Consider the following 13,324-nt stretch of genomic DNA (forward strand, 5'->3'; position numbering starts at 1 on the left):
TTGGCAACCTCGAACACGGTTCAACCGCCCCCGACGGAGAGTACTCCCGCCGACACAGGTACCGATACGGGTATTTCTGCGGGCGCGCTACGTACATATCCGGAGGAATCTGGAACGGTTCCGTTTCGTTCGTCGCTGAAAGGTCGTAAACCATGGAGCGGCGCGCCCGTTCGCGCAGGCACCTGCGGGTCGTCTCCTCAGCGGACCCCGACGACACAGCGTCCGTTTCTTCTGCGTCAGTGCGGTATGGCGATCTCGCCGACCGGCGGCTGGCCTCGATCCTCGCCGCCGAGGACACTGCTGAACGCTACGGTCTGACGCAGTACGCCCGAAGCACCTGTGCGGTCCACAGGTGCTGGCTGCACCAATGCATCGCCGAACCGGTCCACGTGAGCGCGGCGACCGGACACCGGTGGTGCCCAGAATGCGAATGCCCGGTGGAAGTCGACATCGACGAAGCCGGGATGGGCTCGGTCCGTCTGCACTGCTCGCGTTGTGGTCTCCTGCCGGACACGACTGCCAACCGCGAAGTCCTTCTCGCGTGCCGCACCAGCCTTTCCGCGATGCACGCGGGGCGCCGGGCGGCGTTGTACGAAGTACCCGATGAGTGACTGACCGTCAGCTGTTTTTCATCAGATCGGGCAAGCTCGTTGCTCCCTCCAGGGGAACGGCACCGTCTTGTGTTGACCCGATGGCGAAGGCAGATCAAGGATCTAGCCGTGGGTAGGGCCCTCGTAACAGACCGGCAAGGCAACCTGCCTGCTGACACCACCAGTTTCGTTGGTCGCAAAGATGAACTGGCCGAGGTCAAGAACCTGCTGAGCAAGGCGCGGCTGGTGACGTTGACCGGTGTCGGTGGCGTGGGCAAGACACGACTGGCGTTACGGACCGGCAATGACCTGCGGCGGGCCTTCCGCGACGGCGTGTGGTTGGTCGAGCTCGCGGACCTGCAGAACGGTGCGCTGGTGCCGCATACCGTTCTCGAGGCGCTCGGCGTGCACGACGAGACCGGGCGCAGCCAGGTCGACGTCCTCGTCAACCACCTCGCGGACCGGCAGCTGTTGCTGATCTTGGACAACTGTGAGCACCTCGTGGAGGCGTGCGCGGACCTCGCCGACACCCTGCTGCGAGCCGCACCCGGGTTGCGTGTGCTCGCGACCAGCAGGGAACGGCTCGGCGTCAGCTGTGAGCACCTGTGGCCGGTCAATCCGCTGCCGCTGCCGCAAACCGCTTTGCCGCCGGGGGAGTGGGCGCGCTCCCCGGCGTTGACGTTGTTCGGCGAACGTGCGGCCGCGGTGCTGCCTGGCTTCGCCATGACCAATGAAAGCCAGGCACAGGTCACCGAGGTGTGCCGGTTGCTCGGCGGCATTCCGCTGGCCATCGAACTGTCCGTGGTGCAGCTCAGAGTGCTGAACCTGGACCAGCTGGCGGCCAGGCTCGCCGACTGTTACCGATTGCCGCACGTGCGGACACGGGGTGGGCTGCCTCGTCATCAGACGTTGCACGCGGCCGTGGAGTGGAGCTTCAACCTGTGTACTGAGGCCGAACAGAACCTGTGGATGCGAGCGTCGGTTTTCGCCGGGGGCTTCGACATGTCCGCGGCCGAGCAGGTGTGTTCCGCGGCCGGCCTCGCCGCGGACGAGATGCTGATCCACTTGTTCCGTCTGGTCGACAAGTCGGTGCTGATCTGCGAACCGGATGCGGAGCAGAGCCGGTTCCGGCTGCTGGAGCCGCTGCGCCAGTACGGAATGGACAAGCTGCGCCAATCCGGCCAGGAAACCCAAGTCCGGCGCAAGCATCGCGACTACTACCTCGACCTGGCCGAGCGCAGCGAGAAGGAGTGGTTCGGGCCACGGCAGGCGGACATGGTCACCCGCGCGGGCCTCGAGCACGCCAACTTCCGTGCGGCACTGGACTTCAGCCTGGCGTCACCTGCCGACGCGGCAACGGGTTTGCGGCTCGCGGCCACGTTGTGGTTCTACTGGACCGGCTGCGGGATGCTCGGCGAAGGACGTCATTGGCTTGGCCGCGCGCTCGAAGCGACGGCGGAACCGACCGCCGAACGAACAAAAGCGTTGTGGGTCAACGGGTACATCCACACCCTGCAAGGCGAGGTGGCTGCGGCGGTCACCATGCTCGAGGAATGCCGTGCGCACGCGAGCAAGACCGGCGACGAGGTCGCGTTGGCCTACGCCACCCACCGGATCGGTTGCAACGCTCTCGTCGGCGACGACATCGACTACGCGAAATCCCTGTTCGAGGACGCACAAGAACGCTATCGGCGGCTGGATGTGCTGGACAGCAACGTCATGCTGGCCGGAATCGAACTGGCCATCGCCTGCGTCTTCCTTGGTGACCTCGATCGGGCGGCCGTCCTCTGTGAGGAAGCTTGCGCGACAGGCCAGGAACACGGTGAGCAGTGGGCGTACGCCTACGCGATCTACGGCCTGGCGCTCGTGACGTTGAGCCGTGGCGACTTGCACCAGGCAGCCGCGTACGGCAGGCAATGTCTGCGGATCAAGCGCGACTTCAAGGACTTGCTGGGCATCGTGCTCGCCATCGAGGTGCTCGCCTGGACCGAGGCGGCGCAAGCAAACTGGGACCGAGCCGCCACGATGCTCGGTGTCGCACAACGGATCTGGCCGTCGGTCGGCTTCCCGATGTTCGGCTCCAAGTACTTCGGTGCCCCGCACGGCCAGTGCGCGGCGCAAACCCGCCAAGCGCTCGGCGACCGCGACTACGAAGCCAAGATCGCGCACGGCCAGGAACTGAGCCTGGACGAAGCGATCGCCTACGCCCTCGGCGAGGGCAAAACGGCGAGCCGGCCAGCGACGGACACGAATCAGCCCGCGGGTTTGACCGACCGGGAACTCGAAGTGGCCGAATTGATCGCCAACGGCCTGTCGAACAAGGCGATTGCCCAGAACCTGGTCATCTCACAACGCACAGCGGAAGGTCACGTCAACCGGATCCTGCGTAAACTCGGCTTCGACTCACGTGCCCAAGTCGCCACCTGGATCACACAGGCGTCCTTGTCCAACGAGCGGATCAGCAACAACTGAAGCTCATTTCCTTCGTTGTTCAGCTGGTGCCGCTGTGGTCCATGGAGGCTCGGACAATCGCGCTCGCGCGGATCGCTCCGCGAGCCACTGGCAGGATGGCCGACGCTCCCCGCGTGACCTACGAAAGGAACGCCGATGCCCGTCCGCTTCCAGTTGGTGATCGACTGCGCTGACCGGGACCGCCTGGCCCGCTTCTGGGCCGCCGCGCTGGGTTATCAGCTGGCCTCGGTGCCACCATCACCGGCGCCCTGGCCAACGAAGGGCTTGATCACTACGCGGTCGGGATGAAGGACCCGGAGGGCAACGAGTTCGACATCAACTGACAGACCCCTGCCCGGCGTGTTGTTCCAGGCTTCGCCGTACGACTGAGCGGGTCGGGCCGACGGGACCACACCGACATCGTCCAGTCCTATCTGGACACCGCCACCAAATAGGGTCTCGACCAACTCGGCCACCAACTCTTCACCACCAGCGCATGGCTACCACCCGCACACACACCAGGTGAATAGCTACCACCTTCCGGCTGCCGCGTGGCGAGCGAGCTCGCGCATTGCCTGTTCCGACGGGGAACCGGACTGGGTGGTGTAGATGAAGATCGTTTGTTCTTCCTCATCTGGCACCGTGAGGGCTTCGTAATCGACTTCGAGAGCGCCGACGAGTGGGTGGTTGAAGAGCTTGGAGCCGTTGCTGTGGGCCATCACCTGGCGCGTAGGCCACCATTCACGGAATTCCGGACTCTTGGCGGTCAGCTCGTCGACAAGCTCCTGGGTTCGGGGGTCGTCGGGGCATCGCCCTGCGTCGAACCGCACCTTGGCGACGAGTTCGGCGGCGACGCGCTCCCATTCCACGTAGAGCCTGCGGGCCGATTCGTCGAGCAGCATCCAGCGGGTGAAGTTCCGTTCGCGGGCGGGCATGCTGTCGAAATCGGTCAACAGGATCCTGGCCAGCGCGTTCGTCGCCAGGACGTCGGTGCGGCGGCCCACGATGAAGGCCGGATGCTCGGTCCACGTGTCGAGCAGGTGATGCAGGCCGTTGCGCACCCGCTGCACCGCCCGGGAGTCCGTGCGGCGTGGCCGGGCCAGGTCGAAGAGGTGTGCGCGCTCCGCGGCCGCCAGCCGGAGCGCGTTGGCGATGGCATCCAGCACGGATTCCGATGGCGTGATGTCGCGGCCTTGTTCCAGGCGTGTGTAGTAATCCGCGCTCACACCGGCGAGCTGGGCGACTTCCTCGCGGCGCAGGCCGGGAACACGGCGATTGCGCACCGGGCTGTCCAGGCCCACGTCCCGCGGGCTGATGTTCGCTCGCTTCAGCCGCAGGAATTCACTGACTTCGACGCGCCTTTCCACCTGCTCATTATGCCCGGTTCTGGTGATTTCTTCCCCACTTGCATGTTTTTGTCACGTGGACCGGCTCTTCCTAGGAAAGCGCGTCCTAGGTTCGAGCGACCACGTTTCGCGGCTCCACCGGCATCGGCGGTGTGCCACGCTTTCCTTGGCGATCTTGCCGCTTCGACGAACTTTCGCGCCCAGGAGCTCACAGCACCATGAACACGGCCGATTACGACGAGAATTCATCGCCGGGGACACTCCCGCTCGACCGGCGGCAGTTCATCACCACGGCCGCCGCTGCCGGATCGGTGGTCGCGGTGGATCTGGTGGACCCCAGCGCAGCCGACGCGGCACCCGATCCTCGCCGGGTACGGCTGACTGTCAACGGTGAGCGGCACACCATGAGGGTGGACAACCGCACGTCGTTACTGGACCTCTTACGCGAGCAGCTGCACCTCACCGGGACCAAGAAAGGCTGCAACCAGGGGGCGTGCGGCGCGTGCACCATCCTGGTGAACGGAAAGCGCATCACCTCGTGCCTCACGCTGGCCGTGATGCACGATGGTGCGGACCTCACCACGATCGAAGGTGCCGATCATCCCCTGCAGCAAGCGTTCATCGATCATGACGGCTTCCAATGTGGATACTGCACGCCCGGCCAGATCATGTCCGGCATCGGGTGTATCCAAGAAGGACATACCGGGTCCGACGCGGAGATCCGGGAGTGGATGAGCGGCAACATCTGCCGCTGCGGCTGCTACCCCCACATTGTCGCTGCCATCAAGCAAGCGTCACGGAAGCCGGAGTGACATGTACCCCTTTCGGTTCAGCAAGGCCGCCAGCGAGCGCGAGGCTTTGCTCGCAGGCGGGCGCGGTGCCCGTTACATAGCCGGTGGTACGACACTCATCGACCTGATGCGGGAAACCGTGGAACGGCCGCAAGCTGTCGTGGACATCAACGCGTTGCCCTATGGGCGGATCGAGTCCGGCCGCTCCGGTTTGCGCATCGGGTCGCTCGTCACCATGGCGGAACTCGCTCGCCATCCCCGGGTGCGCCCTGAATATCCCGTGATCGCCCAGGCACTTGAGCTGAGTGCTTCGGCGCAGTTGCGCAACATGGCGACTATCGGCGGCAATCTGATGCAGCGAACCCGGTGCGTGTACTTCCGGGATGTCACTGCGCCGTGCAACAAGCGTGCACCAGGTGCGGGATGCTCGGCGTTGGAAGGCGACAATCGGATGCACGCCATCCTCGGCGGATCGGCGGCGTGCGTCGCCACGCATCCGTCCGACCTGGCGGTCGCACTGGTGGCGCTAGACGCCAGGCTGGAGTTACGGGGGCAAGGGACGCGCGTCGTCCCGCTGGCCGAGTTCGTCCGTCGCCCAGGACAAACGCCTCAGATCGAGCACGACATACGGCCGGGTGAGCTGATCGTGGCCGTGCACGTTCCGGCCGGGCCATATACCGCGAGATCCGGCTACCTCAAGGTCAGAGACCGGCAGTCCTACGAATTCGCCCTGGCGTCCGCCGCGGTCGCCTTGCACATCGAGAACCGGCGGATTGTGGCCGCACGGATCGCGGTCGGTGGTGTGGCAACAGTGCCGTGGCGGCTCACGGCTGTGGAGAACGCACTGCTCGGCCGCACGCCCGGCAACGATACGTGGCAGGCCGCTGCCATGCTCGCGGCAGATGGGGCTGAACCACTGCGGCACAACGAGTACAAGGTGGAGTTGCTGCGCCGGACGGTCGCCCGGCAACTGGAAACCGTCGGAGGGGCTTGATGCCTGAGATCGGATCGGAGCGTTCCCGTGTGGATGGTCAGCTCAAAGTTCGTGGTGCCGCGACCTACGCCGCCGACTTCGTCCTGCCCGGAATGGCCTTCGCGGTCATCGTCGGCAGCACTGTCGGCAAGGGCCGGATCACCGGTTTCGAGACCCGGGACGCGAGTGGCCAACCGGGCGTTCTCCAGGTGCTCACCCACCTCAACACGCCCAAGCTGCCGTATCTGCCGTTTCGCACACCGATCGATCCGCAAGTCGGCGAGCGGCTGCACGTGTTGCAGGACGATCAGGTCAAGTTCTTCGGCCAGCCCGTCGCGGTCGTTGTCGCCGAGACATTGCAGGCCGCGGAGCACGCCGCCGGACTGGTGACCGTGCGATACGACACCGCTGAAGCCGTCACCGATCTCGACAAGCCCGGCCTGCCGCTGGTCACGCCGACCGGAGGTGACTACACCCGAGGAGATCCAGTCGCGGCGCTGGCGTCCGCGCCGGTGAAAGTGGACGGTGCGTATCGCATCGCGCGGGAGCACCACAACCCGATGGAGTTGCACGCGACCATCGCTCAGTGGGAGGGCGACAAGCTGACTCTGTGGGACAAGACCCAAGGGGTCCTGTCCACAGCGAACGAGATCACCGCCGTTTTCGGCCTGCCAGCGGGATCAGTGCACGTGGTGTCGCCGTTTGTCGGCGGTGCCTTCGGCAGTGCGCTGCGGGCATGGCCGCATGTCACCCTGGCCGCTCTCGCCGCCCGGCAGACAGGACGACCTGTCAAGCTTGTCTTGTCCCGCAAGCAGATGTACTCGGGTACCGGATATCGTGCGGCGAACAGGCAGCGGTTCGCCGTCGGTGCGGATCGCGATGGCCGGATCACCGTGATGGTCCACGAGTCCATTGCGGAGACATCGGCCTATGAACAGCACACGGAAGCATTTTCCGAGCTCGCCCGGTTCCTGTACACCAGCCCGAATGTCCAGACGACCTATCGGCTGGCTGAGCTTGACGTGAACACCCCGACCTACATGCGCGGCCCTGGCCGCGCACAAGCCGCCTTCGCCATCGAGTCCGGTTTGGACGACCTCGCCTATGAGCTGGCGATGGACCCGATCGAGCTGCGGTTGCGTAACGAGCCGGACCGCGATCAGTTCAACGGCCTGCCGTTCTCGACTCGTAGACTGCGGGAGTGCTATGAAATCGGTGCGGCCAAGTTCGGGTGGTCGCGCCGAAAGCCGCAAGTCCGCTCCACAAGGGACGGACATTGGCTTGTCGGTGTCGGGACCGCGACCGCGTGCTACCACACCATCCGTAACAACGCGCAGGCGTTGGCTCGGGTCAAAGTCGACGGAACAGCGGTGGTGGCGAGTGCGACCAGTGACATGGGACCCGGCACCTACACCGCGATGTGCCAGGTCGCGGCCGACAGCCTCGGCATCGAAATGGGCAAGATCCAGTTCCTGCTCGGTGACTCGACTTTGCCGCCGTCCCCGTCACACGGCGGTTCCCAGACAATGGCGAGTGTTGGTTCAGCGGTCCGCGAGGCCTGCGAGAGTCTGCGCGACACCGTCGTGCGCATGGCGGTCACGGATCCGGCTTCGCCCTTGTACGGCCTCGATCCCCACCAGGTCCAGGTCCGAAATGGACGACTCGAAGCATCCGGCAAGTCGGACTCGTATCGCGAAGTGCTACGCCGCCGCAACCGGGATGCCGTTGAGGTGACCGCGCAATGGGGGCCAGGGGATACGCCGCGGCAGTTCTCCAGCTACGCGTACGGCGCTGTGTTCGCCGAAGTCGGAGTCGACGAGACGCTCGGTCTCGTCCGGATCCGGCGGTTGCTGGGTGTGTACGACGCGGGTCGCGTGATCAACCCGAAACTGGCTCGCAGCCAAGGTGTCGGTGGCCTGATCGGCGGAATCGGCATGGCATTGCTGGAGAACACGGTGACTGACCACCGCGACGGCAGACTGGTCAACGCGAGCATGGCCGACTACCTGGTCCCGGTGAACGCGGACGTACCCGCCGTGGACGTCCTTTTCCTTGACGGCCACGACGACAAGGCCAGCCCGATCGGAGCCAAGGGACTGGGGGAGATCACCATCGTCGGCGTGGCGCCGGCGATCGCCAATGCCGTCTATCACGCGACAGGCAAGCGTGTTCGCGAACTCCCGATCACCCTCGACAAACTGCTGTGAACGCCGCGACCTCACCAAGGGAGAAATCCCTCTACGGTCACGCGTTTCGTTTTTCAGATTGCGCGGTCCAGGAAGCGAGAATCCGTAGTGCGTCATGGGACGGTGTGCCCGGCTCCGCGGTGAGGATCATGAGACGTTGTCCGCTGCCGTCCGGGCTGTCCCAGGTGTCGCAGTCGAGCGTGAGTTCGCCGACGACCGGGTGGCGGTAGTGCTTGGTGCCGTAGGACGCGCTGTTCACCTGGTGTGTGGCCCACCAGTTGCGGAAGTCACTGTCCTGAACGGACAGTTCGCCGACGAGCACGGCCAGATCCGGGTCGTCGGGGTCCTTGGCGGCTTCCATGCGCAACGCGGCGACCGCGGTGTGGGCGGCGTGTTCCCAGTCCATGTGCAGTGCGCGCATGGCGGGGTGGGTGAACAGGAGGCGGACGTAGTTGCGCCGGGTGGCTGGGATTTCGGCGAAATCGGTGTAGAGCGCGGTGGCCGGGGTGTTCCAGGCGAGGATGTCCATGCGCTTGCCTAGGACGATCGCGGGGTTCTCGGTGAGTTGGTCGAGCAGTCGCCGCATCGCGGGCCGGAGCTGTTGTGTGCGGCGGCGACGCGGGCGGGCGTCGGTCTTGCCGGCGAGCTCGTAGAGGTACGCCTGCTGATCCTCGTTCAGCCGCAGCGCCTTGGCCAGCGTGATGAGGACGGCCGCCGATGCCTGGACGCGACCCTGTTCGAGGCGGGTGTAGTAGTCGACGCTGATCGCGGCGAGCTGGGCGACTTCCTCGCGGCGCAGGCCCGCGACCTTGCGCCGGGTGACCGTCTCAGGCAGACCGACCTCGCGTGCGGTCAACTGGGCGCGACGGGCCTTGAGAAAGCCGCCGAGCTCGGTGGACCGGTCGTGGGAGCTCATGTGGCCATTGTGACTGCCCGGCCATCCGCCGTGCCGGGGAAGGATTTTTCCCAGGCAGCGACTCGCCCTGGTAGAGGCGGGAAAACCGGCCGAATCTGGATCACATGAGAACCGATGTCACCTTCGACAGCGCCGGCGTCCAGCTCGCCGGCCACCTCTACACCCCTTCCGCTGACGGTCCGCAGCCGGCGATCGTGGTCGGTCATCCCGGCAGCGGCGTGAAGGAGCAGACTGCCGGCCTCTACGCGCGCCGCCTGGCCGAGCAAGGGTTCGTCACCTTGGCGTTCGACGCCGCCTACCAGGGCGAGAGCGGCGGCGAACCACGTGGCCTGGAAGACCCCGCGCACCGGGTCGAAGACCTCAAGGCCGCCGTCTCCTTCCTCACCACCCGTCCCGAGGCCGACGCTGACAACATCGGCGTCCTGGGAATCTGCGCCTCGGGTGCCTACGCGTTCCCGGCCGCCGCGAGCGACCACCGGATCAAGGCTGTCGGCACGGTCAGTGCCACGGAGATCGCCCGTCAATTCCGGTTCGGTGCCGACGGCACGCAAGATCCGGCCGTCTTCCAGGGCATGCTCGCCGCCGCGGCGGTCGCCCGTACGGCCGAAGCGCAGGGCAAGGGGCCGCAGCGCTTCCAACTGTTCCCCGACACCGCCGAGCAGGCCCGTGCTCTAGGCGGACAGCACGGCTACGAGGGCTTCGAGTACTACCGCACCGACCGCGCCCAGCATCCACGCTCGGCAGCGTTCTTCACCTGGTCCAGCATCGACCGGATGGCGATCTTCGACGCGTTCGCAGTCGCGGGCATGCTCGGGGATCGCCCACTGCTCATGATCGTCGGACGTGCGGCGGAGACGTCCTGGATGAGCGTCGAGGCGTTCCAGAAGGTGCGGGGTCCCAAGGAGTTGGCCTGGATCGAGGGCGCCAGCCACGTCGACCTCTACGACAAGGAACCGTACGTCGGCTCCGCCGTCGCCAAACTCACCGAGTTCTACCGCACCAGCCTGGCGGCTTGACCAAGATCCGCTTGGCTCGGTCCGCTACTGTGGAGGATGTGCCGGGTACGTCGAGCCCGAGAATCGCCGCGCCACGTGGGTTGGCGCGGCTGATTGTCATTTTCGGCGTCCTGATCGGCCTCACCGGTCTGCAGGGATCTCACTGCGGTGACGAGTTCGGGGCCTTGGTCCACGCCGCGAAGTGTCCGACGTCGGACACCTACGACCCTCCGGAGCTGAACGCTCTCAACCTGCACGGCGCCGTCATGTATCACGCTCTGTCTCGTGATCCACATGTGCCGATCGGGGCTGCCGCGCTGTGCCTGGCCGTCTTGATGGCGGTACTGCTCGTCATGGTGTGGCTGAGCGGTCCCGTTTTGCTGGGCACGGTGCTGTTGCGGGCTGGGCCGTGGCTGCGGCGTGTGATGCGTGACTGGGGTGCGCCCAAACTCGCGATGCTCTGCGTGTTGCGGACATAGGCAGGAGTTCGACACCGGCCGTCGTCTTTTGACGTGGCCGGTGTACGCGCGTCGACTCCCGTTCGTACACCTGCCTAAGGAATACAGTCATGACTTCGAATACCAAGATTTCGTTGACGGTTCTTGCCGTTATTGCCGTTGTAGTGACCGGAATTCTCCTGCTGAACCGCTCCGAGACACCGCAGCCCACATCTGCCACGGCACCCGCGGCCCAGTTGGTTCGTCCAGACAGCCACCGGTTGTCCACCGCGGCGGATGGCAAAGTGACTGTGGTCGAATTCCTCGACCTGGAATGCGAAGCCTGCGCCGCGGCCTATCCTGGCGTGGAGAAGCTGCGTGCGGAATACGCCGACAAGGTCACGTTCGTCATGCGCTACTTCCCAATTCCCAGCCACCGCAACGCCGAGCTCGCCGCCCGCGCCGTGGAAGCCGCTGCCAAGCAGGGAAAGCTGGAGGGAATGTACAAGCTGATGTACGAGACCCAGCCGCAGTGGGGCGAGCAGAGCGTCTCGCAGCGGGCGACTTTCGTGGGTTTCGCTCGTCAGCTGGGTCTGGACGTGAAAGCGTTCGAGACAGCGCTTGATGCTCAAGCCACCATTGACCGCGTTCTGGTTGACCGCAACGACGGTGTCGCGCTCGGAGTCCGTGGCACCCCAACGTTCTTTGTCAACGGTGTGCCGTTCAGCGGACGCCCGACGTACGAGGGACTGAAGGCAGCCGTTGACGCGGAACTCGCCAAGTGAAACCGCCGTTCGTCAACCGGCTACTGCCGTGGGTGCTGACCGTGGGCGGCCTGATCGGGCTGGCGGCGGCGTCGGTGCTGACGGTGGAGAAGATCTCGCTGCTGCGCGATCCCGGCTACATTCCCAGCTGCAGCATCAATCCGGTGCTCAGTTGCGGCTCGGTCATGCAGACGCCGCAAGCCGAGGCGTTCGGATTTCCCAACCCGCTGCTGGGCATCGCGGGGTTCGCCGTCGTCATGACGGTGGGAGTGGCGGGATTGTCGGGAGCGAGGTTCGCCCGCTGGTTCTGGCTCGGCCTGCAAGCCGGGGTCGTGTTCGGCGTTGTGTTCGTGCACTGGTTGATCTACCAGAGCCTGTACCGGATCGGTGCGCTGTGCCCGTACTGCATGGTGGTCTGGGCTGTGACGATTCCGGTGTTCTGGTACGTGACCCTGCACAACCTGAGTCAGGGCAATGGTTCCTGGCGTCGCGCTGGTGAAGTCCTTGCCCGGTACCACACCGTTGTGCTCATCCTGTGGTACGTCGTGATCGCTGCGGCTGTGCTGCAAGCGTTCTGGTCGTACTGGATCACCGTGGTGTGACCGCTCGGTCCCGGTTGGCTGGCCTTTCGGCTGGCCAACCGGGATTGGTCGGCGGCGTTCCTTCGGCGTACCCGCGTTATCGCACGATTGCGGTGGACTACTCGACGACTGCGTCTTCGTTCGACGAACTCGCGGACGGTGTCCTGGCTGTTCTTGGCGCGGAGAACGTACAACGGTTGCATGTGGTCGGCCAATCGGCGGGAGGGATGCTTGCCGAGGTGCTCTCGCGCCGGATGCCCGACCGGATTCGCACGATGGCGTTGAGCGGTGCGGGTCTCTATGGTTCAGAGGACGTTCCCCGCCTTGAACGCAAGCTTTCGGCGATAGAGTCAGCACCCTGGGAGGAAACCCGGACTGCGACTGCCAAAGCACTTCGAGCCGCATGGCAGGATGCCGAGGAAGCGGACTTCTGGATTGAGGTAGTCGGCCACTGCTGCGTCGTGTCTTCCTGCCGCCTGCAGTGCGACACCGCGGTTGAACCACAGGCCGGGATCTTCTGGCGCTGTCTCGGGAATTCGTACGTATGGGTGCTGCTGGTGATCGGAGCCGGACCAGGCTTGCGAGCGCTTGCTTTTCAACCGCTGCACGATAAGCAGTCCAACTGGCCGATCACTTCGACACGGCAAAAATTGACGAGAGATGCCATAATCTGGTCACATAGAGGCACTTTCACATATGTGAGCGGACGCATACAGGATCGGTGTGAACAAGGCAAATATGCACACATGATGCCATTGTTGTCAGGCCGTTATGGTCGATGGTCCGTTCGGGTGGACTGCGGGAAATGTTGCCCTGAAACGGGAATCGCGAATCTCGTCCTGGATATCTTGAACGTCGGACTATGTCTATCACGAGGGCTGAGCGACATGCCGATGCGACCTGATGAGGAACCGATCGGACAGTCTCCGATCATGCCACCTGAGAGTCCTAACCGGACTATTCCACTTGGTACACCTATGAGCCTGCAAGTACGGGCCGATCAGGTGGACGAGGTGGTGCGATTGTTCCGGGACAACGCCAAGCAATTGGCTGATCTGATCCGCGAGGGCGAGCACAAGCTCCAGATGCCACCGATGGCCAAAGACGAGGTATCCGGTACCGCGGCCAGGGGTTTCACCATGGCTGGCGTGGTGCACATCGAGGCGGTCAGCAAGTACCGGGAATGGCTGCGGGGCATCGCGGATGATCTCGAGGCCAGTGCGCGGAATTACCGGGCTACCGACGGCGCCAGTGCGGTCAACCTCGGAGGCACCGACAGTGGTTGACCGCGGTC

Annotated in this window: 14 protein-coding genes; 11 read left to right on the forward strand and 3 right to left on the reverse strand. The window is 64.9% G+C overall.

The features are described 5' to 3' along the window. Positions 1–152: 152 nt before the first annotated feature. The 3 genes from B9C43_RS00140 to B9C43_RS60050 all read left to right on the forward strand — a co-directional run bounded on the left by B9C43_RS00140 (position 153) and on the right by B9C43_RS60050 (position 3,350). A complete protein-coding gene (locus B9C43_RS00140) occupies positions 153–611 on the forward strand; it encodes a hypothetical protein (RefSeq protein ID WP_033391100.1) in 459 nt (152 codons plus the stop codon). A gap of 108 nt (positions 612–719) precedes the next feature. After that, complete coding sequence (locus tag B9C43_RS00145; protein WP_084423978.1) at positions 720–3,062, forward strand: LuxR C-terminal-related transcriptional regulator; 2,343 nt, start codon at positions 720–722, stop codon at positions 3,060–3,062. Positions 3,063–3,197: 135 nt separating this feature from the next. After that, entirely contained in the window at positions 3,198–3,350 is a 153-nt protein-coding gene (locus B9C43_RS60050; RefSeq protein WP_200825376.1) for a VOC family protein, read from the forward strand. Here B9C43_RS60050 and B9C43_RS57380 read toward each other — a convergent pair. Then, positions 3,278–3,517 (reverse strand): hypothetical protein, encoded by a 240-nt coding sequence (locus B9C43_RS57380; RefSeq protein WP_200825516.1) that lies wholly within the window; start codon positions 3,515–3,517, stop codon positions 3,278–3,280. The genes B9C43_RS60050 and B9C43_RS57380 overlap by 73 nt on opposite strands. Before the next feature lie 54 nt (positions 3,518–3,571). Then, positions 3,572–4,408: a helix-turn-helix transcriptional regulator gene (locus tag B9C43_RS00155; RefSeq protein ID WP_084423980.1), complete on the reverse strand. Its 837-nt coding sequence runs from the start codon at positions 4,406–4,408 to the stop codon at positions 3,572–3,574. A 197-nt stretch (positions 4,409–4,605) separates the two neighbouring features. Here B9C43_RS00155 and B9C43_RS00160 point away from each other — a divergent pair, with 197 nt between their 5' ends. Genes B9C43_RS00160 through B9C43_RS00170 form a run of 3 tightly spaced genes read left to right on the forward strand, consistent with a single transcriptional unit; the run spans position 4,606 to position 8,358 of the window. Further along, a complete protein-coding gene (locus B9C43_RS00160; RefSeq protein ID WP_084423982.1) occupies positions 4,606–5,199 on the forward strand; it encodes a (2Fe-2S)-binding protein in 594 nt (197 codons plus the stop codon). A 1-nt stretch (position 5,200) separates the two neighbouring features. Next, a complete protein-coding gene (locus B9C43_RS00165; RefSeq protein ID WP_084423984.1) occupies positions 5,201–6,172 on the forward strand; it encodes an FAD binding domain-containing protein in 972 nt (323 codons plus the stop codon). Next, the gene (locus B9C43_RS00170; RefSeq protein WP_084423986.1) at positions 6,172–8,358 is read left to right on the forward strand and encodes a xanthine dehydrogenase family protein molybdopterin-binding subunit; all 2,187 of its coding nucleotides are present in this window, start codon (positions 6,172–6,174) and stop codon (positions 8,356–8,358) included. Before B9C43_RS00165 ends, B9C43_RS00170 begins: the two co-directional genes overlap by 1 nt. Before the next feature lie 37 nt (positions 8,359–8,395). Here the strand turns inward: B9C43_RS00170 and B9C43_RS00175 are convergent, their stop codons facing one another. After that, the gene (locus B9C43_RS00175) at positions 8,396–9,253 is read right to left on the reverse strand and encodes a helix-turn-helix domain-containing protein (RefSeq protein ID WP_084423988.1); all 858 of its coding nucleotides are present in this window, start codon (positions 9,251–9,253) and stop codon (positions 8,396–8,398) included. A gap of 104 nt (positions 9,254–9,357) precedes the next feature. Between B9C43_RS00175 and B9C43_RS00180 the strand changes: the two genes are divergently transcribed. The 5 genes from B9C43_RS00180 (at position 9,358) to B9C43_RS55330 (ending at position 13,316) form a co-directional block, all read left to right on the forward strand. Continuing rightward, positions 9,358–10,269, forward strand: coding sequence for an alpha/beta hydrolase (locus B9C43_RS00180; protein ID WP_084423990.1), 912 nt, complete (start codon positions 9,358–9,360; stop codon positions 10,267–10,269). Then, positions 10,266–10,727 (forward strand): hypothetical protein, encoded by a 462-nt coding sequence (locus B9C43_RS00185; RefSeq protein WP_143445972.1) that lies wholly within the window; start codon positions 10,266–10,268, stop codon positions 10,725–10,727. The genes B9C43_RS00180 and B9C43_RS00185 overlap by 4 nt, the downstream gene beginning before the upstream one ends. 89 nt (positions 10,728–10,816) lie before the next feature. Continuing rightward, the gene (locus B9C43_RS00190; protein WP_084423994.1) at positions 10,817–11,470 is read left to right on the forward strand and encodes a DsbA family protein; all 654 of its coding nucleotides are present in this window, start codon (positions 10,817–10,819) and stop codon (positions 11,468–11,470) included. Continuing rightward, positions 11,467–12,051 (forward strand): vitamin K epoxide reductase family protein, encoded by a 585-nt coding sequence (locus tag B9C43_RS00195; protein ID WP_084423996.1) that lies wholly within the window; start codon positions 11,467–11,469, stop codon positions 12,049–12,051. The genes B9C43_RS00190 and B9C43_RS00195 overlap by 4 nt, the downstream gene beginning before the upstream one ends. Before the next feature lie 92 nt (positions 12,052–12,143). Beyond that, positions 12,144–13,316 (forward strand): WXG100 family type VII secretion target, encoded by a 1,173-nt coding sequence (locus tag B9C43_RS55330; protein WP_143445973.1) that lies wholly within the window; start codon positions 12,144–12,146, stop codon positions 13,314–13,316. Positions 13,317–13,324 lie beyond the last annotated feature (8 nt).

Source organism: Kibdelosporangium aridum (genome assembly GCF_900176515.1).
Lineage (GTDB): Bacteria > Actinomycetota > Actinomycetes > Mycobacteriales > Pseudonocardiaceae > Kibdelosporangium > Kibdelosporangium aridum.